The organism is Pseudomonas sp. 05N36, assembly GCF_056397385.1.
Genome location: NZ_JBFTNH010000007.1, coordinates 178,178 through 201,188, shown reverse-complemented (window position 1 = coordinate 201,188; position 23,011 = coordinate 178,178). Strand labels below are relative to the sequence as shown.

Annotated in this window: 22 protein-coding genes; 12 read left to right on the top strand and 10 right to left on the bottom strand. The window is 59.8% G+C overall.

Annotation, left to right across the window (positions count from 1 at the left end; translation table 11 throughout):
- Positions 1-4: 4 nt before the first annotated feature.
- Complete coding sequence (locus AC1DIH_RS12360) at positions 5-1,420, bottom strand: acetyl-CoA carboxylase biotin carboxylase subunit (RefSeq protein WP_019694334.1); 1,416 nt, start codon at positions 1,418-1,420, stop codon at positions 5-7.
- 189 nt (positions 1,421-1,609) lie between these two features.
- On the opposite strand from AC1DIH_RS12360, the gene AC1DIH_RS12355 reads away from it, so the two are divergent.
- On the top strand, positions 1,610-2,572 hold the full coding sequence (locus tag AC1DIH_RS12355) for a LysR family transcriptional regulator (RefSeq protein ID WP_477771869.1): 963 nt from the start codon (positions 1,610-1,612) through the stop codon (positions 2,570-2,572).
- Here the strand turns inward: AC1DIH_RS12355 and AC1DIH_RS12350 are convergent.
- From AC1DIH_RS12350 to AC1DIH_RS12340, 3 genes are all read right to left on the bottom strand, one after another.
- Positions 2,514-2,723: a PA3496 family putative envelope integrity protein gene (locus AC1DIH_RS12350; protein ID WP_477771868.1), complete on the bottom strand. Its 210-nt coding sequence runs from the start codon at positions 2,721-2,723 to the stop codon at positions 2,514-2,516. The two genes, AC1DIH_RS12355 and AC1DIH_RS12350, sit on opposite strands and share 59 nt — an antisense overlap.
- A gap of 232 nt (positions 2,724-2,955) precedes the next feature.
- Positions 2,956-3,822 carry a transcriptional regulator HexR gene (gene hexR / locus AC1DIH_RS12345; RefSeq protein WP_007954250.1) on the bottom strand — a complete coding sequence of 289 codons (867 nt, stop codon included), beginning with the start codon at positions 3,820-3,822 and terminating at the stop codon, positions 2,956-2,958.
- 235 nt (positions 3,823-4,057) lie between these two features.
- Positions 4,058-6,928 carry a putative bifunctional diguanylate cyclase/phosphodiesterase gene (locus AC1DIH_RS12340; protein ID WP_477771867.1) on the bottom strand — a complete coding sequence of 957 codons (2,871 nt, stop codon included), beginning with the start codon at positions 6,926-6,928 and terminating at the stop codon, positions 4,058-4,060.
- Positions 6,929-7,189: 261 nt separating this feature from the next.
- On the opposite strand from AC1DIH_RS12340, the gene uvrD reads away from it, so the two are divergent.
- The 4 genes from uvrD (at position 7,190) to AC1DIH_RS12320 (ending at position 11,574) form a co-directional block, all read left to right on the top strand.
- Positions 7,190-9,373, top strand: coding sequence for a DNA helicase II (gene uvrD, locus AC1DIH_RS12335; RefSeq protein ID WP_054594789.1), 2,184 nt, complete (start codon positions 7,190-7,192; stop codon positions 9,371-9,373).
- 165 nt (positions 9,374-9,538) lie between these two features.
- The gene (locus tag AC1DIH_RS12330; protein WP_019694338.1) at positions 9,539-9,979 is read left to right on the top strand and encodes an EamA family transporter; all 441 of its coding nucleotides are present in this window, start codon (positions 9,539-9,541) and stop codon (positions 9,977-9,979) included.
- Between the two features lie 178 nt (positions 9,980-10,157).
- Complete coding sequence (locus AC1DIH_RS12325) at positions 10,158-11,030, top strand: Tim44 domain-containing protein (RefSeq protein WP_477771866.1); 873 nt, start codon at positions 10,158-10,160, stop codon at positions 11,028-11,030.
- 136 nt (positions 11,031-11,166) lie between these two features.
- Positions 11,167-11,574, top strand: a complete 408-nt coding sequence (locus AC1DIH_RS12320; RefSeq protein ID WP_019694340.1) for an SMI1/KNR4 family protein — start codon at positions 11,167-11,169, stop codon at positions 11,572-11,574.
- A gap of 21 nt (positions 11,575-11,595) precedes the next feature.
- On the opposite strand, the gene AC1DIH_RS12315 is transcribed toward AC1DIH_RS12320, so the two are convergent.
- Entirely contained in the window at positions 11,596-13,359 is a 1,764-nt protein-coding gene (locus AC1DIH_RS12315) for a cation:proton antiporter (protein ID WP_477771865.1), read from the bottom strand.
- A gap of 259 nt (positions 13,360-13,618) precedes the next feature.
- On the opposite strand from AC1DIH_RS12315, the gene AC1DIH_RS12310 reads away from it, so the two are divergent.
- The gene (locus tag AC1DIH_RS12310; RefSeq protein WP_019694342.1) at positions 13,619-14,101 is read left to right on the top strand and encodes an acyl-CoA thioesterase; all 483 of its coding nucleotides are present in this window, start codon (positions 13,619-13,621) and stop codon (positions 14,099-14,101) included.
- A gap of 65 nt (positions 14,102-14,166) precedes the next feature.
- Here the strand turns inward: AC1DIH_RS12310 and pdxY are convergent, their stop codons facing one another.
- A complete protein-coding gene (pdxY, locus tag AC1DIH_RS12305) occupies positions 14,167-15,039 on the bottom strand; it encodes a pyridoxal kinase PdxY (RefSeq protein ID WP_477771864.1) in 873 nt (290 codons plus the stop codon).
- A 115-nt stretch (positions 15,040-15,154) separates the two neighbouring features.
- Here pdxY and AC1DIH_RS12300 point away from each other — a divergent pair, with 115 nt between their 5' ends.
- On the top strand, positions 15,155-15,553 hold the full coding sequence (locus AC1DIH_RS12300; RefSeq protein ID WP_477771863.1) for a DUF3301 domain-containing protein: 399 nt from the start codon (positions 15,155-15,157) through the stop codon (positions 15,551-15,553).
- Between the two features lie 13 nt (positions 15,554-15,566).
- Here AC1DIH_RS12300 and AC1DIH_RS12295 read toward each other — a convergent pair whose 3' ends face one another.
- Positions 15,567-16,538, bottom strand: coding sequence for a CobW family GTP-binding protein (locus AC1DIH_RS12295; RefSeq protein ID WP_477771862.1), 972 nt, complete (start codon positions 16,536-16,538; stop codon positions 15,567-15,569).
- Positions 16,539-16,565: 27 nt separating this feature from the next.
- Here AC1DIH_RS12295 and AC1DIH_RS12290 point away from each other — a divergent pair, with 27 nt between their 5' ends.
- Positions 16,566-16,922, top strand: coding sequence for an NADH:ubiquinone oxidoreductase (locus AC1DIH_RS12290; RefSeq protein WP_477767247.1), 357 nt, complete (start codon positions 16,566-16,568; stop codon positions 16,920-16,922).
- A 1-nt stretch (position 16,923) separates the two neighbouring features.
- Here the strand turns inward: AC1DIH_RS12290 and AC1DIH_RS12285 are convergent, their stop codons facing one another.
- Positions 16,924-17,565 (bottom strand): DUF1826 domain-containing protein, encoded by a 642-nt coding sequence (locus tag AC1DIH_RS12285; protein WP_477771861.1) that lies wholly within the window; start codon positions 17,563-17,565, stop codon positions 16,924-16,926.
- Positions 17,565-18,773 carry a zinc metallochaperone GTPase ZigA gene (gene zigA / locus AC1DIH_RS12280; protein ID WP_477771860.1) on the bottom strand — a complete coding sequence of 403 codons (1,209 nt, stop codon included), beginning with the start codon at positions 18,771-18,773 and terminating at the stop codon, positions 17,565-17,567. Before zigA ends, AC1DIH_RS12285 begins: the two co-directional genes overlap by 1 nt.
- Positions 18,774-18,909: 136 nt before the next feature.
- Here zigA and AC1DIH_RS12275 point away from each other — a divergent pair, with 136 nt between their 5' ends.
- The gene (locus AC1DIH_RS12275) at positions 18,910-19,287 is read left to right on the top strand and encodes a glutamine synthetase (RefSeq protein ID WP_477771859.1); all 378 of its coding nucleotides are present in this window, start codon (positions 18,910-18,912) and stop codon (positions 19,285-19,287) included.
- On the opposite strand, the gene AC1DIH_RS12270 is transcribed toward AC1DIH_RS12275, so the two are convergent.
- Positions 19,284-20,495: an N-acetylmuramoyl-L-alanine amidase gene (locus AC1DIH_RS12270; RefSeq protein WP_477771858.1), complete on the bottom strand. Its 1,212-nt coding sequence runs from the start codon at positions 20,493-20,495 to the stop codon at positions 19,284-19,286. The two genes, AC1DIH_RS12275 and AC1DIH_RS12270, sit on opposite strands and share 4 nt — an antisense overlap.
- 85 nt (positions 20,496-20,580) lie before the next feature.
- On the opposite strand from AC1DIH_RS12270, the gene folE2 reads away from it, so the two are divergent.
- From folE2 to AC1DIH_RS12255, 3 genes are read left to right on the top strand one after another with little or no spacing between them, the layout of a single operon-like run.
- Entirely contained in the window at positions 20,581-21,477 is an 897-nt protein-coding gene (gene folE2 / locus AC1DIH_RS12265) for a GTP cyclohydrolase FolE2 (RefSeq protein WP_477771899.1), read from the top strand.
- Positions 21,474-22,142, top strand: a complete 669-nt coding sequence (locus tag AC1DIH_RS12260) for a metal ABC transporter ATP-binding protein (RefSeq protein WP_477771857.1) — start codon at positions 21,474-21,476, stop codon at positions 22,140-22,142. The genes folE2 and AC1DIH_RS12260 overlap by 4 nt, the downstream gene beginning before the upstream one ends.
- Entirely contained in the window at positions 22,142-23,008 is an 867-nt protein-coding gene (locus AC1DIH_RS12255) for a metal ABC transporter permease (RefSeq protein WP_347928459.1), read from the top strand. Before AC1DIH_RS12260 ends, AC1DIH_RS12255 begins: the two co-directional genes overlap by 1 nt.
- The last annotated feature ends 3 nt before the right edge of the window (positions 23,009-23,011 follow it).

Here is a 23,011-nt window from a genome sequence, read left to right as displayed (position 1 = left end):
CTCCTCACAGGCCTGCGTGGGCGGCGATGGCGGCGGCGATGGCCAGGGCCAGCTCTTCGGGTTTGCGCTTGATCGAGTAGTTGGTCAGCTCAGGGTGGCTTTCAACGAAGCTGGTGTTGAACTGACCGCTACGGAATTCCGGGTTACGCAGGATTTCCTGGTAATAGGCGGCGGTGGTCTTGACCCCTTGCAGACGCATGTCGTCGAGGGCGCGCAAGCCACGGTCCATCGCCTCTTCCCAGGTCAACGCCCAGACCACCAGTTTCAGGCACATGGAATCGTAGAACGGTGGAATGGTGTAACCGGTATAGATCGCCGTGTCGGTACGTACGCCGGGACCGCCGGGTGCGTAGTAACGGGTGATCTTGCCGAAGCTCGGCAGGAAATTGTTTTTCGGGTCTTCGGCGTTGATCCGGAACTGCAGCGCGAAACCGCGGTGCTGGATGTCTTCCTGCTTCACCGACAGCGGCAGGCCAGAGGCAATGCGGATCTGCTCACGGACGATGTCGATACCGGTGATTTCTTCGGTGATGGTGTGTTCCACCTGCACCCGGGTGTTCATCTCCATGAAGTACACCTCGCCTTCGGCGAGCAGGAACTCCACGGTGCCGGCGTTCTCATAACCCACGGCCTTGGCCGCACGCACCGACAAGTCGCCGATGTAGGCGCGCTGTTCTGGCGTCAGTTGCGGGCTCGGGGCGATCTCGATCAGCTTCTGGTTACGACGCTGGATCGAGCAATCACGCTCGAACAGGTGCACCACATTGCCGAAGCTGTCGCCGAGGATCTGCGCTTCGATGTGCTTGGGATTGACGATGCATTTTTCGAGGAAGACTTCCGCCGAACCAAAGGCCTTGGTCGCTTCGGAAATCACCCGCGGGAAAGCTTGTTCGAGTTCATCGCGGCTGTTGCAGCGACGAATCCCGCGGCCGCCACCACCGGAGGTGGCCTTGAGCATCACCGGATAACCGATGCGATCGCCTTCGGCCAGGGCTTCGGCGATGTCGGCGACGTTGCCTTCAGTGCCCGGCGTGACCGGCACGCCAGCCTTGATCATGCTGCGACGAGCTTCGGTCTTGTCGCCCATGCGGCGAATGACTTCTGCCGACGGGCCAATGAATTTGATACCGCGCTCGGCGCAGATATCCGCCAGCTCGGCGTTTTCCGAAAGAAAGCCATAACCTGGGTGCAACGCGTCGCAACCGGTTTCCACCGCGAGGTTCACCAGCTTGCGCGGGTTCAGGTAACCGGCCAGTGGCTCGGCACCAATGCTGTGGGCTTCATCGGCGCGTTTGACATGCAACGCATGGCGATCGGCGTCGGAATAGATCGCGACCGAACGAATGCCCATCTCAGCGCAGGCACGTACGATTCGTACGGCAATCTCACCACGGTTGGCAATCAGGATCTTTTTTATCACTTGGAGGTTCCCTTGAGCCGGTTGCTACCCACGACCTTGGACTGGGTCGGCGCGTGACTAAATGTTTCAAGCCAGTCGCACAGTCACACTAGCCCGCTCAAGGGATTAACAAAAATCAATAATTATTGGGTTAGGCATAAGCAAAGGCTTATAGTTGAGAGACCCGACTGCGACCAGAGCCTCTAGATAATGCGTAAGTCCCTGATGCGTATGACATTACGCCAGCTTCAGATCTTCAATGAAGTCTGCGATTTGCGTTCCTACAGCCGCGCAGCCGACGAAATGTCGCTCACACAACCGGCCGTCAGCCTACAGATTCGTCAGCTTGAAGAGCTGATTGGTCAGCCTTTGTTCGATTACGTCGGCAAAAAGCTCTACATGACCGAAGCAGCTGAAGCGTTACAGCGCGCCAGCCGGGACATTTTCGGGCGTCTGGAAAACCTCGATATGCAGCTCTCGGACATGCAAGGTTCATTGCAAGGTCAGCTGAAACTGGCTGTGGAATCCAGCGCCAAGTACTTCGTACCGCACTTGTTTGCCGCCTTCAAGCGCCAGCACCCGGAAGTGAACCTGCAACTGACGGTGGTCAATCGGGGACAGGTCATCCGACGGCTGTCCGACAACCGCGACGACCTGGTGATCATGTCCATGGTGCCGCAGGACATGGGCCTGGAGTTTTTGCCCTTCCTCAACAACCCGATCGTTGCCGTGGCGCCACCGGATCATCCGCTGTGCCACATGGGTCCCTTGCGCTTGCAGGATCTTGAGCCCTACACATTGCTGCTGCGCGAGCCCGGTTCCGGGACACGGCTGGCGTGCGAGGAGTATTTCAAAGAAAAGCGCGTGCACTTCAACCAGACCCAGGAAGTCTCGTCGGCCGAAGCCCAGCGCGAATGCGTGGTGGCGGGTCTGGGCGTAGCCTTGTTGACGCGCCACGCCCTGAACCTGGAGTTGGCGACCGGCGGGCTCAAAGAGCTGCCGGTCGAAGAGCTGCCGTTGTACCGCAGCTGGTGCCTGGTGCAGGCCAAAGCCAAACGCCTGTCACCGGTAGCGCATGCGTTCCTGGGGTTTATCCGCAGTGAACGGGTGCAGATCAGCGCGCTGGTTGAGCGTTTCGACGCGAAACTGCCGGTTTTGCCTGCCAGTAATTGAGTTCCAGATCCGGGTATTCACCGATCTCGGCCAGAAGCTGGCGGTGCTCGCAACGATCTTCAATCGCGCGGCGAAACGCCATGCGACGCTGGTCTTCTTGCTGACGGCGGGTTTTGACTGCGCTGGTGCGTTCTTCGTAGTGCTGGGCCATTTCGAGTCTCCCAAGGCGAGTACGGGAGTTTCAAGATAGGCGTGGGGGATGACGGTTTGGCGGCGCGGGGATGACAGGGATGTGAAAGTTGCCAACTTCGAGGACGCCATCGCGAGCAGGCTCGCTCCCACAGGTTCTGTGGTGCGCACACGATTTGTGCAACACCGACAATCAATTGTGGGAGCGAGCCTGCTCGCGATTAAGGTCGGAACGACCGACCAGCAATCCCGGATCAGTCGTCCAGTGCTTTGACCGACTTGGGCGACAGACGCAAGCTGCGAAGGCTGCGCTTGACGCTCTTGAGGTGGTTGACCAGGCTCGGCCCACGCGCCATGGCCACGCCCATGGCCAGCACGTCGATCACTACCAGGTGTGCGATACGCGAGGTCAGCGGCGTATAGATTTCGGTGTCTTCGTGCACATCGATTGCCAGGTTAACGGTCGACAGCTCGGCCAACGGGGTCTGGCTTGGGCACAACGTGATCAGCGAAGCACCGCTTTCACGCACCAGGTTGGCGGTGATCAACAGGTCCTTGGAACGGCCGGACTGGGAAATGCAGATCGCTACGTCCGTCGGCTTCAGCGTGACCGCCGACATCGCCTGCATGTGCGGGTCGGAATAGGCCGCAGCCGTCAGCAGCAGCCGGAAGAATTTATGCTGGGCATCCGCCGCAACGGCGCCGGACGCTCCAAAACCATAGAACTCGACGCGCTGAGCCTGGGACATGAGCGTCACAGCCCTCTGCAACTCCAACGGATCGAGCTTCTCGCGAACCTCCATCAGGGTGTGCAGGGTGGTGTCGAAAATTTTCAGGCTGTAATCGGCGACCGAATCGTCTTCGTGAATCGCGAACTGCCCGAAACTCGCCCCTGCTGCCAGGCTTTGCGCCAGTTTCAGCTTCAAGTCCTGGAAACCCGAACAACCGATGGCCCGACAGAAGCGCACGATGGTCGGCTCGCTGATGCCGACGCTGTGGGCAAGATCGGCCATGGAACTGTGCATCACAGCCGCAGGGTCAAGCAGCACGTGATCGGCAACCTTGAGCTCCGATTTGCGTAACAGGTGGCGAGACTGGGCGATATGTTGCAACAGGTTCAAAGGGCAGGACTCATTGTTATCGGCTGACGCCGGGGATGTAGCAATTTTGTAGTTATACTACAAGAATCCGCTTTTTGCCTGTTCAATCCGTAACACGATACCCCTGTTTTGGCCGGGCACACCCCATGTAGCAGCCAGGGCAACGTGCGTTGGGTTGCTCAGCAGCCGTAAAACCTGAGCTTGCGTTCGAAGTCACTGCGACCGCTTCGCGCTCGGACACAGCCTTCGGCAATTGCTACACAAAAGGGTTATCGGCACGCAGTAGCTCAGCTACAGCAAGCGCCTCCAGCGGCCGGCTGATCAGGTAGCCCTGCACCTCATCACACGATTCGGCCTCAAGGAATGCCAACTGCTGTGCAGTTTCCACGCCTTCTGCCACCACTTTCAGCGAAAGTCCATGCGCCATGGCAATGATTGCCCGGGTGATCGCAGCATCTTCCCCACCCTCGCCCAACCCACGGATAAACGCCTGATCGATCTTCACGTAGTCCACAGGAATGCGCTTGAGGTAGCTCAGCGACGAATACCCCGTGCCAAAGTCGTCGATCGCCAGTTTCACACCAAGATCACGCAACTGCTGGAAGGTCGCGATGATGTGTTCGACGCTGTCCAGCAATTGGCTTTCCGTCAGCTCCAGTTCGAGGTAGTGCGGCGCCAGGCCGGTTTCTTCAAGCACCTGGCGCACCAGGCTGACCAGTTTGCCTTGACGCAACTGGTGGACCGACAGATTGACCGAAACCCGAATCGGCTCCAGCCCCTGACGCTGCCACTCGCACGCTTGCCAGCAGGCCTGGCGCAGCACGAATTCGCCAATGGCGCCGATCAACCCGACTTCCTCTGCCAGCCCGATAAAATCCCCCGGCGGCACCCGCCCCAACGTCGGATGATCCCAGCGCACCAGCGCTTCAGCGGCGTTCAAGCGGCCAGTCGCGAGGCAGAGTTTCGGCTGGTAAAACACCTTCAACTGCTTTTCTTCGATGGCCTTGCGCAGCTGGTTCTCCAGCTGCAAGCGCTCAAGGGTGCTGGCTTGCAGGCTATCGGTGTAGAACTGGAAGTTGTTCCCGCCCAGATGCTTGGCATGTTGCATGGCCATGTTTGACTGGCTGACCAGCGCGGAAATTTCCCGCGCGTTATCCGGCAACATGCTGATGCCCATCGACGCACTGACCACCAACTCATGGCCTTCAACAGTCAGCGGCAAGCGCAGCTTGGTCGACAATCGAGTGGCGACCCGCGCCAGGCTCGACAGGTTGCCATAAGCATCGAACAGGACCGCGAACTCGTCACCCGACAAACGCGCAATGGTGTCCGCCTCCGGCAGCGCATTGACCAGACGCCGAGCCATTTTCTGCAGCATCTGATCGGCGACTTCATGGCCGAGGCTGTCGTTGAGCAGTTTGAAACGGTCCAGGTTGATGTGCAGCAGCGCCAGACTCCGACCGCCCTGCCGCACCCGTTGATGGGCCTCATGCAGGCGCTCGCGGAACAATGAGCGGTTGGCCAGCCCGGTCAGTTCGTCGTAGTGGGTCAGGTAGCGCATGCGCTCTTCGGATTCGCGCCGGGCTGACAGATCGGCGAAAAAGCCTACGATATGACTGACATTTCCCCGAGAGTCGCGCACCACATTCAGTTGCAACCATTGCGGATAGAGCTCACCGTTTTTGCGCGCCTCCACCAACTCGCCCTGCCAACTGCCCTGTTGCTCCAGCGCCTGATGGATCACCGAGTAATGCCGCCGCGCGTCACGACTGCACGGCAGTTCGACCACATTGCGCCCCAGCAAATCTTCAATCTGATACCCGGTGACCCGACTGAACGCCTGATTGACCGCGATCAGGGCGTAATCCGGGTCGAAAATCACAATGCCTTCGCTGGCGGCTTCAAACACTGTCGCCGCCAATTGTCGCTGCTCTTCAAGCCCTTTACTGACGCTGATGTCACGCCGGGTGCCGACCATCCGGATCACCCGTCCGTTGGCACCCCGTTCCACTGCCCGGCCGCGGTCTTCGATCCAGACCCAGTGGCCATCGCCGTGGCGCACGCGGTATTCGATCTGATAATCCTCGGTGCGGCCCTTCAAATGCTCGACCAGCGCCCGCCGCAGCGGCGGCAAGTCCTGCGGGTGCAGGCGCGGCTTCAAGTGACTGAGCATCGCCGTGACGAATTCCGGCTCAAGGCCGAACAATTCCTTGAGTTGGGTGTGATGCACCTCATCGGTTTGCAGGTTCCAGTCCCAGAGCCCCAGCTCACTGGCCTTCAACGCCAGCGCCAGCCGCGCTTCGCTCTTGCTCAGGGCCTGATTGGCGGCGTCCAGTTCGCGGCTACGCTGGGCGACACGGCTTTCGAGGCCGACCTGGGCTTCACGCAGCTCCTCTTCGGCGTGGCGACGCTGTTCGATTTCCCGCGCCAACTCCTGATTGAGCTGCTCGCTGCGAGTTTGCGCCTGCTGCAAGTGCTCGATCAGTGCCTGATTCTGGAAACGCCGCATCAAGCCGTGCTGGATCAGCCGGTTGACCTGCCACGCGACCACACTCAGAGAGCCCAGCAGAATCAGCCCGAGCCAACCCCAGCCTTGCTGCTGTTCATCGCCGCCCCAGAACAAATAACCGATCGCCGGTAACAGACACGGCAAGGTGAACGACAGGAAAGCCGGCAGGCTCACCGCATAGGCGACACTGGCCGAGAGGGTTGCCGCGCCGATCAGGCCGAATACCCAGGCTTGTTGCAGGAAGCTGTCGGTGGGCACCAGGGCAATACCGGCACCGGCCAGGGTCAGGCCGGTCATGGCCGAACCCAGCAGAAACATTCGACGCCAGACTGGCTGCGCCTGACGACTGGGCATCGCCGAGTCGAAGGCTGCGACCTGAATCACCCGCAGCGCCACCAGCGACAGTAACCAGATCAGCCAGATGCTCACCAGGAAGTAGCGCTGCGGGTTCCAGAGCAACCCGGCGCAGACCAGACCATTGATCAACATGAACAGCGTGGGCAGCAACGAGCCCTGATACAGCAGACGCGTGCGCTCGACCGCCATCTCCATGGCGTACTGTTTGCAGATAACCCGCGGCTCCACAGAAGGGCCCGACAGGCTGGTGCTGAGGGTCATAGGCAATATTCTTGTTCTTATAAGGGTGAGCGTGACGAGCCCGAAACGTCGACGGAGCATACACAAGCAATGGCCCGGACCAAACTGCTCCAGATCAGAAAACCGACAAAACAGATGGCCCGTTGCCAGCGTTCAAAACCACAGAAGTGCGGCCCATCAGGGCTTGCGACGAATGACTGACCGGTCGTCCCCTGCGCTTCTTTCATCGGTTAATGCAAAGCTCGGTTTGCCCGGTGTGGCGCGGCGCCCTAGAATGCCCTGATGCGCGATGATCTCTCCCTTCTGCTGAACTCCCTCAACGATGCCCAACGTCAGGCCGTAGCTGCCTCCGTGGGTCGTCAGTTGGTCCTGGCCGGTGCTGGTTCCGGTAAAACCCGTGTGCTGGTGCACCGTATCGCCTGGTTGATCCAGGTCGAGAACGCCTCGCCACACTCGATCCTGTCGGTGACATTCACCAACAAGGCCGCTGCCGAGATGCGCCATCGCATCGAGCAGCTGATGGGTATCAACCCGGCCGGCATGTGGGTCGGCACCTTCCACGGCCTGGCGCACCGCTTGCTGCGGGCGCACTGGCAGGAAGCCGGCTTGAGCCAGACCTTCCAGATCCTCGACAGCGACGATCAGCAGAGGCTGGTCAAGCGGGTGATCCGTGAGCTGGGCCTCGACGAACAACGCTGGCCGGCCCGCCAGGCCCAATGGTTCATCAACGGGCAGAAAGACGAAGGCCTGCGCCCGCAACATATTCAAGCCAGCGGCGATCTGTTCCTGGCCACCATGCGCAGCATCTATGAAGCCTATGAGGCCGCGTGCCTGCGCGCGGGCGTCATCGACTTCTCCGAACTGCTGCTACGCGCCCTCGACCTGTGGCGCGATCATCCGGGCCTGCTGGCGCATTATCAGAAGCGCTTCCGTCATGTGCTGGTGGACGAATTCCAGGACACCAACGCCGTGCAGTACGCCTGGTTGCGTCTGCTGGCCAAGGGCGGCGACAGCCTGATGGTGGTTGGCGACGACGATCAGTCGATCTACGGCTGGCGCGGCGCGAAAATCGAGAACATTCACCAGTATTCGGCCGACTTCCCGGACGCGGAAGTCATTCGACTGGAACAGAACTACCGCTCCACCGCCGGGATCCTCAAGGCTGCCAACGCCTTGATCGCCAACAACACCGGGCGCCTGGGCAAAGAGCTGTGGACCGACGGCGGCGAAGGCGAAGCGATCAACCTGTACGCCGCGTTCAACGAACATGACGAAGCACGCTACGTGGTGGAAACCATCGAAAGCGCGCTGAAAACCGGCATGGCACGTAGCGATATCGCGATTTTGTACCGCTCCAACGCCCAATCGCGGGTTTTGGAAGAAGCGCTACTGCGCGAACGCATTCCGTACCGCATCTATGGCGGCCAGCGCTTCTTCGAGCGGGCTGAAATCAAGAACGCCATGGCTTACCTGCGGTTGCTCGAAGGTCGCGGCAACGATGCGGCGCTGGAACGGGTGATCAACGTTCCGGCCCGTGGCATCGGTGAAAAAACCGTCGAAGCGATCCGCGATCACGCTCGTCACAGCGATGTGTCGATGTGGGAAGCCATGCGTCAACTGGTGGCCAATAAAGGCCTCACCGGCCGCGCAGCCGGCGCCCTGGGTGCGTTCATCGAGTTGATCGAGCACCTGGCGACCACCACCGCCGAAATGCCGCTGCACCTGATGACTCAGACCGTCATCGAGCAGTCCGGCCTGATCGCTTATCACCAAGCGGAAAAAGGCGAGAAAGGTCAGGCGCGGGTAGAAAACCTTGAGGAACTGGTCAGCGCGGCGCGCAACTTTGAAAGCGCCGAAGAAGACGAAGACCTGACGCCGCTGGCCGCGTTCCTCGGCCACGCTTCGCTGGAGGCTGGCGATACTCAAGCCGATGAACACGAAGACAGCATTCAGCTGATGACCTTGCACAGCGCCAAAGGCCTGGAATTCCCTTACGTGTTCCTGGTGGGCATGGAAGAAGGCCTGTTCCCGCACAAGATGAGCCTGGAAGAGCCCGGCCGCCTTGAAGAGGAACGCCGTCTGGCCTACGTCGGCATTACCCGGGCCATGCAAAACCTGGTGATGACCTACGCCGAAACCCGACGCCTGTATGGCAGCGAAACCTACAACAAGGTTTCACGCTTCGTACGCGAAGTCCCTAAAGGCCTGATCCAGGAAGTGCGACTGTCCAACAGCGTCAGCCGTCCGTTCGGTGGCGGCCAGAAGCAAAGTTCGAGCAGCATGTTCGCCGGTACGGAAATCCCGGAAACCGCGTTCAGCCTCGGTCAGCAAGTGCAACACGCGGTCTTCGGCGAAGGGGTGATCCTCAACTTCGAAGGCGCCGGCGCGCAGGCCCGGGTGCAAGTGAACTTCAGCGAAGGCAGCAAGTGGCTGATGCTCGGCTACGCCAAGCTCGAGGCCATCTAACGGCTATCTGTCTGATAGCTTTCTGTGGGAGCGAGCCTGCTCGCGATGAACGATGACGCGGTGCTCCGCAGTGCCTCCATCGCGAGCAGGCTCGCTCCCACAGGGTCTTGCGCTGCATTCAACTGCAGGCTCCCACAGGTCGATCTGATAGAAGGCGTAATACACATGGGCTCGGGCTTCTTTTCTTCCTGGACATTCTGGGCCCTGTTGTCCGCAGCATTCGCAGCGCTGACGGCGATTTTCGCCAAGGTCGGCATCGAAAACGTCAATTCCGACTTCGCCACGCTGCTGCGCACGATCGTGGTACTGGTCAGCCTGGCCTTGATTTTGTACGCAACGGGCCAATATCAGTCATTGGGATCGATATCCGCCAAGAGCTACCTGTTCCTGCTGCTGTCCGGCCTGGCAACCGGTGCCTCGTGGATTTGCTACTTCCGTGCGCTGAAACTCGGGCCAGCCTCGCTGGTAGCACCCGTCGACAAACTCAGTGTGGTGCTGGTGGCCGTACTGGGCGCAGTGTTGCTGGGTGAGCGGCTCGACCTGCGCCAATGGGGTGGAATCGGTCTGATCACGGCAGGCGTGGTGATGTTGGCATTGCGACGTTAAGCAACGTTCCCGCTCAACCAATCCACTTGTCCTACAGACAAAGATACATGCGCCTACTTGTGCCGACGGAGCTGAACGCAGCCTGTCAGGCAAAAGCCCGAAACACTCTGCCGCTAGCCAGTGTCACTTCACCTGTGCAACATGGCGCGCGTGCCATCCACAAATGGGAATTCCCTTTATGAAACGTTTTCTTAGCATCGCCCTGGCGCTGTGCATCGGCCTGACGATGAGCCTCGACGCCAACGCCAAGCGCTTCGGTGGCGGCAAAAGCGTAGGCGCTGCGCCTACCCACCAGACCAGCCAAATGGCGCCGTCCTCGCCTGGCATGGGTTCTGCTGCCGCGACCGCCGGTGCTGCAGGTGCCGCAGGCGCTGCCGCCAAAACCGGCGGTGCTTCGCGCTGGCTCGGCCCTCTGGCCGGTATCGCCGCCGGTGGCCTGCTGGCCTCCATGTTCATGGGCGGCGGCTTCCAGGGCATGCAGTTCTTCGACATCCTGATCATGGCGGTCATTGCATTCGTGATCTTCCGCTTCATCGCCGCTCGTCGCCGCAAGCAACAAGAGCATATGGCCCCGGCAGGCGCGCCAATGCAGCGTGAAGTGTACGAACAGAAGCCGGCCATGGGTTCGATCTTCGGCGGCTCGGCGGCTCCAGCTGCCGCTCGTCCGGTGATCAACGCTCCGGCCTGGTTCAACGAAGAGCGCTTCGTTGAAGCCGCACGCAACCACTTCCAGTCCCTGCAACAGCACTGGGACGCCAACGAAATGGACAAGATCGCCGAGTTCGTGACCCCGCAAATGCTGGAGTTCCTCAAGCGTGAGCGTGCCGATCTGGGTGACGGCTTCCAGTCCACCTACATCGACAACCTCCACGTTCAGCTGGACGGCGTGGATGATCGGGCCGACAAGACCATCGCCACCCTGACCTTCACAGGCGTGTCGAAAAATTCGCGTTTCGATCAGGGCGAAGTGTTCAGCGAAAGCTGGAACATGGAACGTCCGCAAGGCGAAAACCAGCCTTGGCTGGTGGCCGGTATCCGTCAGAACGGCTAATACCGCCCTCGTTTCGCATGCTGTAATAAAAACCCCGGACTTGTCCGGGGTTTTCTATTTCGCAGTTGCATCTATAGCGAGCTACTGTATAAACCGCCCCAACCAAACCGCGCCATTGAGCAAGAGGATCCCGGACGTGGAAGAAATCATCGAACAACTGCGAGAAGCCAACGAACCGGTACCGGTGCCCTTGGAGCTGCCTGACGAAGACCTGCTGGTGGAAATCGAAGAACAACTGTTCATCGATATCCCGTTCGTCTTCAGAGAATTCCTGCTGACCGTCAGCGACGTCGTGTACGGCAGCCTGGAGCCGGTGACTGTCACCGACCCGCAATCGCACACCTACCTGCCGGACGTTGCCGCCAACGCCTGGGATGCCGGTGTTGATCGCAGCATGATTCCGATCTGCCAGGACGGTGACAACTACTACCTGGTCGAAGAGGACGGCACCGTGGTGCTGTGGCTGGCCGAAGAAGAGCTGTTGGCCGAAGAAACCTGGGAATCGGTGTGGCACTGGGCGCGGGACGTCTGGCTGGAAAGCTGATCCGCCTGACGCTCCGCGGGGTCAATGCCCGGGCGAATCCTTGTGGTTATCCAGGGTTTCCAGCAGGGCAACCTGCATCCGCGTGTGCACGCGGATGAACCAGCGCCAGAGCAAGGCCGCCACTGTGGCGGTCACGACGGCAATCAGCACCAGCAACTTGTTGGTCGGCAAGATACTGGCCGACAAGGCTGCCAGCAGCAGGAAAATCACCAGCAGCGAGAGAATCGGGATCACTTCGGCGATCACCCGACGCACTCGCTGCGTGTGGCGGCCGGCCATCTCCGGCTTCACGCCCATCTCCGCCAGCAACATCGAGAGCGCCTTCAGCTTGCGATAAGCGGCAATCAGGAATGGCAGCGACAGCAACAACGCCGCGCCCCAGATCAACGCCTTCTGCCAGCTCGGATCATTGATCCAGGCATGCAGATAGCTGGAAATCCGCTCGGCAAAAAAACTGCCCGAGAAGAAGATTGCCATCACCAGCGCCAGATTGACCCCGACCTGCAACAAAATCCGCCGAATCATCGACGCCAGCTGCGCACCCTCGCCCTGCGGTTGAATGCTGCGCAGCCACTCCCCATACATTCCCAACACGCGGCCCAAACGCTGCGGGATAACTGCAGCCAGCTTCAACGAAAGCGGATCGGCGGCACGGATCAGGTACGGCGTCAGCAAGGTGGTGATGGCCGAAACAGCGACCGCCACCGGATAAAGGAAATCGCTGGTGACCTGCAAGGTCATGCCCAGCGCCGCGATGATGAAAGAGAACTCGCCAATCTGCGACAGGCCCATGCCGACTCGCAGCGAGGTGCGTCCGTCATTGCCGGCGATAAACGCCCCCAGACCACAGGAGAGCATCTTGCCGAGCACCACCGCGACGGTAATCACCGCAACGGGCCAGGCGTACTGAAGAAGAATCTGCGGATCGATCATCAGGCCAATGGCGACAAAGAATATAGCGCTGAACATGTCGCGAACAGGCTCGATCAGGCGCTCAATTTTCACCAGTTGCCGAGACTCGGCCATGATCGCGCCAATCAGGAACGCCCCGAGTACCATGCTGTACTCAAGCTTGACCACCAGCAGGCAAAAGCCAAAACACAGGCCAAGCACAGTGATCAGCAGCATTTCGTTGCTGTCGAACTTCGCCACATAAGCCAGCAAGCGCGGCACCAGCAGGATCCCGACCACCAGCGCAACGATCATGAACAGCGAGAGTTTGCCGACCGTGGAAAACACCTCTCCGGAGCTCACGGTGCCGCTGACGGCGATACTCGAGAGCAAGGCAATGATGCCGATGCCGAGGATGTCTTCGACGATCAACACGCCAAAGATCAGCTGGGCAAAGCGCTGGTTCTTCATCTTCAGGTCGTTGAGCGCCTTGACGATGATGGTGGTCGAGGAAATCGCCAGGATCGCACCGAGGAACAGTGAATCCATGGTGCTCCAGTCAAACCAGCGACCGATTTCGTAGCCGATCCAGATCATCAGCACGATTTCCAGGAACGCCGCGATAAACGCCGTGGCACCGACCTTGAACAGCTTGCGCAGGCTGAACTCCAGGCCCAGGCAGAACATCAGGAAAATCACCCCGAGTTCGGCAAGGGTCTTGATGGTTTGCTCGTCGTGGATCAACCCGAATGGCGGGGTGTGCGGGCCAATGATGAAACCGGCCACGATGTAGCCTAGGACGACCGGCTGTTTGAGCCGATGAAAAACAATGGTCACCACACCTGCAACCAGCATGATCACTGCCAGGTCCTGAATAAAACTGATGGCATGCATGGCGAGGGCTCCTTGGCGGTTGGATGTGCTGACGTCGTTGGGCGATTACCAGATCGGATGAAAGGGCCCTTGAGGTGGGCTTTTGAAGGGTAACACCGCGACTTCGGGCGCAAAGGCGGTGCAATATATAGAAACAGATCGATTCGGGCGTGACGGCCTTCATTGGCGTGGCGTCCCGTTAACGGTGGTTTTGAAAAACCCGCCAGGCACCCACAGAGGTGCTCCCGCAATCCCAGCCTTGAACCGTGAGTAGTGTGCTATGGAACCCGGAAACGCCCAGCTGTCGATGACGGTATTGATGACCCCCGACATGGCCAACTTCTCTGGCAATGTCCACGGCGGCACCCTGCTCAAATACCTCGACGAAGTCGCCTACGCCTGCGCCAGCCGTTATGCCGGGCGCTACGTGGTAACCCTGTCGGTGGATCAGGTGATCTTTCGCGAACCGATCCATGTCGGTGAGCTGGTGACCTTTCTGGCGTCGGTCAACTACACCGGCAATACCTCGATGGAGGTCGGCATCAAGGTGGTGACCGAGAACATCCGCGAGCGCTCGGTGCGTCACACCAATAGCTGCTTCTTCACCATGGTCGCGGTCGACGATCAGCGTAAGCCGGCGGCCGTCCCACCGTTGCAACCGCAGAACAGCGAAGACAAACGCCGATACGCCCAAGCCAAACAGCGTCGGCAGATTCGTCAGGAACTGGATCAGCGTTATCGCGAAATCAAGGCTGACGCCTGATACGGCGCCGATCGCAGCCTCTGTAGAAACTACTGCAGGCTGCGATCTTTTCTACACCGACGACGTTACAAACTGATCGCCGTCGCCTCGAACTTCACCCGAGGATGCGCAATACGGTCCTGGGCACGCACCAGTTCCAGTTCATAGCTTGCGCTGGCCTGGGTTTCCAGCAGTACTTCATGTACTGCAGACGCCGCGAATTCAAAGGCCGCGACCAGGCTGTCGCCCAACAACACCCGCGCCAGGAACAGGCCCGACGTCAGGTCGCCCACGCCCACCGGCTGACGCGGGAAGGCCAGCAATGGACGACGCAGATGCCAACTGCCTTCGGCCGTCACCAGCAACATCTCGAAGCTGTCCGCCAACTTGCCGGGATAGTCCAGATGCTTGACCAGCACCGCCTTCGGGCCGCGCGCCAGCAGCGCTCGAGCCATCGCCAGGCAATCGAACAATGACTGCGGCTTACGGCCGGAAAAACTGTCCAGTTCCAACTGATTCGGGCACATGAAATCCGCCACCGCCGCCGCTTCATCCAGCAGGAAGTCGCTGACTTCAGCCGGTACGATGCAACCTTTCTCCGCATGCCCCATCACCGGGTCGCACAGGTACAAGGCGCTGGGGTTGATCGCCTTGATCCGCGCCACGCCGCTGAGGATCGCCCGCCCTTGAGCGGCACTGCCCAGATAACCGGACAGCACGGCATCGCAGTTGCCCAGCTCGCCAATCGCCGCAATCCCTTCTACCAGCTCGGGAATCTGCTGCGGCGCCAGCACTTCACCGGCCCACTGGCCGTATTGAGTGTGGTTGGAAAACTGCACGGTATTCAGCGGCCAGACGTTCACCCCGACCCGCTGCATAGGGAAAACGGCGGCGCTGTTGCCGGCGTGACCGAAAACCACGTGGGACTGGATGGCAAGCAGATGAGGAGTACGTTTCATGCGGGATATCCGTAAACCGATTGAAATTCGAGCCGCGCAGTATGCGACTAATCGCGGCCTGTACGACAGACCAGAGACACAGTTAAGCTGACACTAATTTGTTGGAGCACTGTTCATGCTGACCCTTGGAAATATCTTCGTGCTGATGCTGCTGGCGACCGGTGCCGCCTGGCTGTGGCACAACCATGGCTTGCGCGAGCGGGCCCTGGAACGGGTCAAGCGGCATTGCGCCAAACTCGACATCGAATTGCTCGACGGCAATGTGGCGTTGAAAAAAATCGGCTTCGTGAAGGACGCCAACGGGCGGCGACGTCTGGCCCGCGTGTATAACTTTGAGTTCACCGTGACCGGCGAAACGCGTCACATGGGCACCATTACCCAATTCGGTGCCCACAGCGCGCAGATCGAACTGGCCCCCTACCCGATCCCGCTCGAGGAAAAACCCGTGCTGCCCAGCGCCGAGGTGATCGAGCTGAGTCAATGGCGCCAGGACCACAACAAGTTTCGTCACTGAGCCCTGAACCGCGTTAAGTCTGGTTCACCCGGCAACTCGCAAGTTTCCCCTGTAGTGATTCGGCATCCTGCGGCTTATCGAAAATAAGCTCGATGCGCGAGTCCTGACGCCATTCACTGGGTTGCCAGTGCAGCACGGCGTTATCCAGCGAGTTGGCCGACACCCAACCCTCGGCGCTGTGGATAACCAGCTTGGCCCGTCGCCAGTCCAGGGCCGCCAGGCAAGCCTGGACCCGAGAAAGTTCGAACGACTGACTCGGGTGCCAACGCCAACCTATGCTCCAGCCACCTTCCTGCTGCTGACTCAAGCTAATCGGCTGTGTCGGATCAGGCCAGACTGCCGGCATCTGCGCCAGACCTTTAGGCACTTTGAAGTTATCCACACCCTCGACCGCTCGACTGCGCACGCCTGGCAAGTCACTCAATGCCAGGGCGCCCTGCTGCGTCCAATACAGCGGGCATTCCGGCAGCCGCGCGGTGATGCGCTGGCGATCTTCATCGCTCAGGTGCTCGGCCTTGTTCAGCAGCAACAGACCCGCGCTCGGTAGCGCTTGCTGTTGCGCCCCTGGCAGTGGTTTTCCGGCGGCCAGGGCTTGAGCGTCGAGCACCAGAACGCTCGGTTGAATTGCCAGTACACCCTGCCACGGCGCTTCGCTTAATTGCTTGAGCAACTGCGCCGGGTGTCCCAGCCCCGAGGGTTCGATAAACAAGCGGTCCGGCCGTGATTTACGCAGCAACCGCCCGAGGCCAATCTGAAACGGCGCACCATTCACGCAACACAAACAGCCGCCAGCCACTTCCCCCAGTGCGATACCATCAGCGCCCGTGGTCAGCAGTGCGGCGTCGAGACCGATCTGACCAAACTCGTTGATCAGCACCGCCCAGCGCTCGTTCGCCGGCCGCTGCATCAGCAGATGCTTGATCAGGCTGGTCTTGCCGGCGCCTAACGGCCCGGCGATGACGTGAGTAGGAATGTTCTGCAACATGTTCGGCGGCTTCTAGGGAGAAAAAGGATGCGACTGATCGGCTTGTCGTTGCTGTTGGCCCTCGCTTCGGGCGAGGCGTTGGCCCAGGCCTGCGTGGTTCACAGCCAGGCGGAGCGGCTCGACGTCAAAGTCTGTCAGCAGAACCGCAATATCCCGGAAAAAATGTTCCATGACGGTTTCTGTCAGCCAAACCTCGCGGGGCAGAAGGTCGACGTCGCATTCCTCGAGCAATGCCCCAGCGGTGCCTTCGGTGTGTGCAGCAACGCTCAAGTCGCCAATATGCCTTACCGGCAGGATATTCACTATTACGGCGTGGCCACAGACGCCGCGTACCTCAAGCCGTATTGCGAAAGCCAAAGCCAGGGCGCCTGGCTCACGCCTTGAATCAACCGAGCCAGTCGAGCGTCAGGATCAGCCGACGCTCACCCGGTGCGGGTTGCGGTGAACGATGAATCAGCCCGAAACCCTCGTTGCCGTGCCACTTCTCGCCCTTGAGCAGTGCCACTTCACCACAGAGCATTTGCTCACAGCCCTGCGGCTCGGCCTCCGCTCTGGCCAGATTCTTACGCTCCATGGCGCCCTCTCTGAGCCACTGACTGCCAATGCCGGCGTAGGTGGTGATCAGCCGCACCGGCACATGATCGACATGAAAACGCGGGCACATGGCGTTATCCAGCACCCGCAAACGCAAGCCGATACGCGTTGCGCCCAGCAAGCAGGCAAACGCGCTGACCAACCATGAAACATCGGCGATAAACCCTTCGTGGCCCTCCAGGTCACTGTAGCTTTCGGCCAGGCCACGCAGATTGGGTTCAGCGTCGTCAGTCGCCAATTCCACTACTAACGACTCGGCCAGCGGCTCGTTCAGCGATAACAGCAATGCGCCGAAGTCAGCGATATGTGCCGGCAAACGACGCTGCCAGAGCGCCAGGTTGGTGCCGTCTTCAAGTATCTGCGTGAAGACATCAGGGGTTTGCCCCTGTACCTGACGAACCACTGGCCGCGCTTTCAGACTCGGCGCCAACATCAGGCCGCCTCCTCTTCGAGCCATGGACCAAACGGGTCTGCCATCAGGCGCCAGCCTTCGACGCCCAGGGACATTTCGTCATCATTGAGCAGGCAGTTATCGAGGCGTGCGGTGAGTTGGGCAAAGTCGATATTCTGGCCGATGAACACCAGCTCCTGACGGCAATCACCGGTGGCGGAGGTCCAGTTTTCCATGATCGCGGCGGTACTTTCCTGATCCTGTGGCCACTGCGCTTTCGGCACAAAGCGCCACCAGCGGCCGGCAAACCCGTGACGCATCAAACCACCGGCCTGGGACCAGCTACCGGCGTCCTGGTGCTTGCTGGCCAACCAGAAAAAGCCCTTGGAGCGCAGCAGTTTTCCATTCACCCACGGTCGATTGATGAAGCTGAAAAAGCGCTGCGGATGGAACGGTCGACGAGCCCGATAAGCCATTGAAGCAATGCCGTACTCGGTGGTTTCCGGCACATGTTCGCCGCGCAATTCCTGCAGCCAGCCCGGTGCCTGGGAGGCCTTATCAAAGTCGAAGCGGCCGGTGTTGAGGATTTGTTTCAGCGGCACTTCGCCCATGACCATCGGGATAATGTGCGCCTGGGCGTTGAGCCGTTTGAGGATCGCGATCAACTCTTCGCGCTCTGATCTGCTGATCAGATCGATCTTGCTGATCAGCAGCACATCGGCGAACTCGATCTGCTCGATCAACAAATCCGTGATCAAACGCTCGTCTTCTTCGCCAAGGGTTTCACCCCGTGATGCGAGGCTTTCAGCGGCCTGGTAATCGAGCAGAAAGTTCATCCCGTCGACCACCGTGACCATGGTGTCGAGCCGCGCGATGTCGGCCAGGCTTTGGCCTTCCTCGTCGTGAAAGGTGAATGTTTCCGCCACGGGAAGAGGTTCGGAAATACCGGTGGACTCGATCAGCAGGTAATCAAAGCGACCGTCCCTGGCCAGCTTGCCGACCTCTTCCAGCAGGTCTTCGCGCAAGGTGCAGCAAATGCAGCCGTTGCTCATTTCGACGAGTTTTTCTTCGGCGCGGTTCAAGGTGACATCGCGCTGGACTTCGCTGCCGTCGATGTTGATTTCGCTCATGTCATTGACGATTACCGCGACCCGAAGATTCTCGCGGTTGCGCAGTACGTAGTTGAGCAGCGTGCTTTTGCCGGCGCCGAGAAAGCCGGACAGCACGGTAACGGGGAGACGATTGGGCATCAGGTGTTCCTCATCAGGAGTGGCCGGTCGGGCGATTTTTAATGTTATAGTATAACAACATAAAGACGCCAATCCCCTCTTGCTCCCTGCGACGAAGGACGCAATGCTTGAGCCCGTTCGCACAACGAGAAAACCCATGCACAACGCCTTGAAATGCACACTGTTGAGCCTTTCGCTGTTGGTCGCGGCAGACGCCTGCGCGCAGGCGTCGAGCCAGGCGAAGTGCACGCGCAGCGCCAATCTGCTGGTCTGCGTAGACCCAGACGGAAACTCTTACAGCGTCGCCACGGCGGGCAGCACGACCTACATGCGAGGGTTTGAAGTGAGCGGTAATCGCTATTGGGCGCAGACCAGCAGCCGTTATGGCCAACTGACGTTCTTCACCGGCTTGGCGTCGGATGGCGAAGCCTGGGTCGGTTACAGCCGCCGCGTTGGCTGGACCACCCTCAATCGGTTTTCCAGCTCTGGCGGTTCCAGCGGCAAGTTCACCTGTAGCCGACTGACGGGCTGCTAGACCTGCGATTTTTGCTGCGACTGTTGCCAGGCCATGTAACTGTTCAGCGGCGGATTCTTCTGAAAATAGCGCTGCAAACCTTCAAAAAGTCCGTCGGCTACCGCCTTTTGATGCCGCGCCGTCACCAGCCGTTGGCTGTCACGGGCGTTGGAAATGAAGCCGGTTTCGACCAGGATCGATGGCACATCCGGTGATTTCAGTACCGCAAAACCTGCCTGTTCCACACGCTTCTGATGCAACGTGGTAATGCCTGCCAGGCTGCCGAGCACTGTGCTACCGAGCTGCAAACTGGCGGCGATAGTGGCGTTCATCGACATGTCGAGGATTACTCCGGCGAGCATCGGATCCTTGTCCTTCAAGTTGAGCAGACTGCTCGCCCCCAGCAAATCGGCACCGTTTTCCCGTTGCGCCATGAAGCGCGCCGTGGCCGAAGTCGCGCCACCTTCGGACAATGCGTAAACCGAAGCGCCAGAAGCCGTGAGCCGTGGCGCCGCGTCAGCGTGCACCGAGATGAACATGTCGGCCTTGTGCGTACGGGCGATCTCCACGCGCTTGCGTAGCGGCACGAAGAAGTCATCGTTGCGCACCAATTTCACATCAAACCCTTTTTCGCGCTTCAAGCGCTTGGCCAGCAATTGCGCGATGGACAGCACCACATCTTTTTCGCGCTCGCCTTTGGCGCCAATTGCGCCGGGGTCCTTGCCGCCATGGCCTGGGTCGACCACGACGATGATGTCGCGCTTGGGGTGGGCCTTGTCAGCCGGTGTTTCACGCTGGACCAAAGGTGCCGCCGCAGCGATCTGCACGGGCGCGGCGTTGAGCAGGTCGAGCACCAGACGATGACCCTGCCCGTCCTGTGGCGGCAGTTGAAAACTATTGAGCCGCACCGGACCGGTAAGGTCGAGCACGATCCGCGTATCGCCTTGCCCGAAGTGCCCGGAACGGATCGAACGAATCACCGTGTTGGTGAGCGTCAATTGGCTGAAGTCACCGCTGAGCTGCGCACCGCTCAAGTCGATGATCAGTCGCTCGGGCGTGCTCAACGAGAAGGTTTTGTACTGCACCGGTCCRCTCAGATCGAGTACCAGGCGAAGCTTGTCATCCGAACGCCAGAGCCGTGCATTGCGGATCTGCGTCGCCGACACGCCGAAGGGTAAAACCAGCGCAGCGCTGGCCAACAACAGGTTGAGCAATTGTCGCCTGTGCATAGTGAAGACCGCTCGAGAAAAAGGCATCGTCGATTTGATTGTTATAATATAACATGGCAAAACATTTCCAACGATGGACCTGCTCATGAATGCGCTGACTTTGCCGGATATCGCCGCGCAGGCCTCACGCCAAGCCTTGCCACTCGAATGGGTGGGCATGTGCGGCATTGCTCTTCCTGTTGTATTCGACGGCCAGCGATTAAGTGCGAAAGCCGACGCGGGCGTCAGTCTCGATGATGGCGAAGCGCGTGGCATTCATATGTCGCGGCTGTATCTGGCGCTGGAAATGCTTGAGCGGGAAAGCCTCACCCCGGCGTTGTTGCGGCAAGTTCTGCAACGTTTCCTCGACAGCCACGAGGGTTTATCCAATGCCGCTTTCCTGCGCATTCACGCTGATTTACTGCTCAAACGCCCAGCCTTGATCAGCCCTTTGGCCGGCTGGAAAAGCTATCCGATCAGCATCGAAGCGCGTTTGGAAAACACAGTGTTCCACGTGGAACTTAAAATTGATGTTCCTTATTCGTCCACGTGCCCCTGTTCAGCCGCACTGTCGAGACAACTTATTCAGCAGCAATTCATCGATGATTTTGCCAACAAGCCGTTGCAGCACGCCGACGTTTTGACTTGGCTCGGATCATCAAAAGGCATCGTCGCGACGCCCCACAGCCAACGCAGCAGTGCGCAATTGCGGCTACGACTGAATGACTATCTGGACGATCTGCCCTTGATCGCAGCGATCAATGACGCCGAAGCCGCGCTCGGCACCGCCGTTCAAACCGCAGTAAAGCGTGCCGACGAACAGGCCTTCGCTCTCGCAAATGGTCAGAACCTGATGTTCTGCGAAGACGCTGCACGACGTTTAAATCTGGCGTTGAAACGCTCGCCTGGCATCAAGGCTTTTCAGTTGCGCGTAGTTCACGCCGAAAGTCTGCACGCCCACGATGCGGTCGCTGAAAGTCGTTGGAACTGGGAGGCCGCATGATTCGCTGCCAAGGATTGCGCTGGGGCGCACCTGGCCAACCACTCACTCCCGCCCTCGATTTCAATTTACCCAGCGGCAGCCTGACGGCAGTCATTGGCGCCAATGGCTCGGGCAAAAGCAGCTTGCTGAAAGTCATCGCCGGTCTGCAAAAGCCGCTGGCTGGCAAAGTTGTTCTCGACGTTTCACCACGGGGTGGCTTGTCCTTTTTGCCACAACAACAGCACCTCGACCGACAGTTCCCCATCACCCTGCAAGAGCTGGTAAGCGCCGGGTTCTGGGGTAGCAAGCAAACGCCGGACGTTCGCCGCCAACGCCTCGACAATGTACTGAATGACTGGTGTCTGAGCGGCCTGGAGCAACGCCCATTGATGGCATTGTCGGGTGGCGAATTGCAACGCGCCCTGCTCGCTCGTCTGAGCCTCGCCGAAGCGCCACTGTTGCTGCTCGACGAACCTCACGCCGCACTGGACGAACTCGGCCAGGCGCTGCTGTGGCAACACATCCACACTTGGCACAACGAGGACCGAACGCTGGTCGTGGTGTGTCATGACCTGGCTGCGGTTCGCCAACATATTCCTCAAGCATTGCTGATCAAAAATACGGGCTGCGTCCTGGCGCCGAGCCATGAACTGATCCTCCAGCAACCTCTCACGCAGGTGGCGTAATGCTCGTCGCTGCGCAACTTTGGCAACCGTTTCACGAATTCGTGTTCATGCGCCGGGCCCTCATCGGTGGTCTGGTATTGGCTTGCAGCACTGCACCGCTTGGGGTGTTTCTGATCCTGAGGCGCATGAGCCTGATCGGCGATGCCGTGGCTCACGGCATCTTGCCTGGCGCCGCGTTAGGGTTTTGGTTCGCCGGTTTGAGCTTGCCAGCACTGACCATCGGTGGCCTCGGCGCTGGCCTGAGCATGGCCGGATTAGCGGCATGGATTACCCGCCGCACCGGCCTTCGGGAAGACGCCAGCCTGGCGGCGATCTACCCCATCTCGCTGGCCAGCGGCGTGCTGATCCTGGGGATCGCCGGCAAACGCCTCGACTTGCTCCACTTGCTGTTCGGCTCGGCATTGGCCGTCGACGGCCCGACATTGACCGGCATGCTCTGGGTCTCGGGGATCAGCCTGATCGCCATGGCACTGATCTATCGGCCACTGCTGCTGGACACCCTCGACCCACTGTTTCTGCAAACCGTCAGCCGTCTCGGCCCTTTGGCACACGGCGTGTTTTTGACCCTGGTGGTGCTGAATCTGGTGATCGGTTTCCAGGCCATTGGCGCGCTGATGGTGGTCGGTTTGATGATGTTGCCGGCCGCCGCTTCACGCTTCTGGAGCCGTCACTTGCCGATGCTGATGGCCATCGCCGGGCTGCTCGGCTGCCTCTCGGTATGGTTCGGTCTGTTGCTGTCGTTCTACTACTCGCTGCCCAGCGGCCCCGCCATCGTGCTGGTAGCCGGCGCGTTGTACCTGCTGTCCGTGGTGTTCGGTCCGGTGCACGGATTGCTGCGGCGCCCGCCTTTGCTCACATCCCAATGAGGT

What these genes read in the sequence shown, in the direction of transcription:
- AC1DIH_RS12355 (WP_477771869.1), top strand. Translation starts at nt 1,610, where the DNA reads ATGCGTAAGTCCCTGATGCGTATGACATTACGCCAGCTTCAGATCTTC.
- AC1DIH_RS12350 (WP_477771868.1), bottom strand. Translation starts at nt 2,723, where the DNA reads ATGGCCCAGCACTACGAAGAACGCACCAGCGCAGTCAAAACCCGCCGT.
- AC1DIH_RS12340 (WP_477771867.1), bottom strand. Translation starts at nt 6,928, where the DNA reads ATGACCCTCAGCACCAGCCTGTCGGGCCCTTCTGTGGAGCCGCGGGTT.
- uvrD (WP_054594789.1), top strand. Translation starts at nt 7,190, where the DNA reads ATGCGCGATGATCTCTCCCTTCTGCTGAACTCCCTCAACGATGCCCAA.
- AC1DIH_RS12330 (WP_019694338.1), top strand. Translation starts at nt 9,539, where the DNA reads ATGGGCTCGGGCTTCTTTTCTTCCTGGACATTCTGGGCCCTGTTGTCC.
- AC1DIH_RS12325 (WP_477771866.1), top strand. Translation starts at nt 10,158, where the DNA reads ATGAAACGTTTTCTTAGCATCGCCCTGGCGCTGTGCATCGGCCTGACG.
- AC1DIH_RS12315 (WP_477771865.1), bottom strand. Translation starts at nt 13,359, where the DNA reads ATGCATGCCATCAGTTTTATTCAGGACCTGGCAGTGATCATGCTGGTT.
- AC1DIH_RS12310 (WP_019694342.1), top strand. Translation starts at nt 13,619, where the DNA reads ATGGAACCCGGAAACGCCCAGCTGTCGATGACGGTATTGATGACCCCC.
- pdxY (WP_477771864.1), bottom strand. Translation starts at nt 15,039, where the DNA reads ATGAAACGTACTCCTCATCTGCTTGCCATCCAGTCCCACGTGGTTTTC.
- AC1DIH_RS12300 (WP_477771863.1), top strand. Translation starts at nt 15,155, where the DNA reads ATGCTGACCCTTGGAAATATCTTCGTGCTGATGCTGCTGGCGACCGGT.
- AC1DIH_RS12295 (WP_477771862.1), bottom strand. Translation starts at nt 16,538, where the DNA reads ATGTTGCAGAACATTCCTACTCACGTCATCGCCGGGCCGTTAGGCGCC.
- AC1DIH_RS12290 (WP_477767247.1), top strand. Translation starts at nt 16,566, where the DNA reads ATGCGACTGATCGGCTTGTCGTTGCTGTTGGCCCTCGCTTCGGGCGAG.
- AC1DIH_RS12285 (WP_477771861.1), bottom strand. Translation starts at nt 17,565, where the DNA reads ATGTTGGCGCCGAGTCTGAAAGCGCGGCCAGTGGTTCGTCAGGTACAG.
- zigA (WP_477771860.1), bottom strand. Translation starts at nt 18,773, where the DNA reads ATGCCCAATCGTCTCCCCGTTACCGTGCTGTCCGGCTTTCTCGGCGCC.
- AC1DIH_RS12275 (WP_477771859.1), top strand. Translation starts at nt 18,910, where the DNA reads ATGCACAACGCCTTGAAATGCACACTGTTGAGCCTTTCGCTGTTGGTC.
- folE2 (WP_477771899.1), top strand. Translation starts at nt 20,581, where the DNA reads ATGAATGCGCTGACTTTGCCGGATATCGCCGCGCAGGCCTCACGCCAA.
- AC1DIH_RS12260 (WP_477771857.1), top strand. Translation starts at nt 21,474, where the DNA reads ATGATTCGCTGCCAAGGATTGCGCTGGGGCGCACCTGGCCAACCACTC.
- AC1DIH_RS12255 (WP_347928459.1), top strand. Translation starts at nt 22,142, where the DNA reads ATGCTCGTCGCTGCGCAACTTTGGCAACCGTTTCACGAATTCGTGTTC.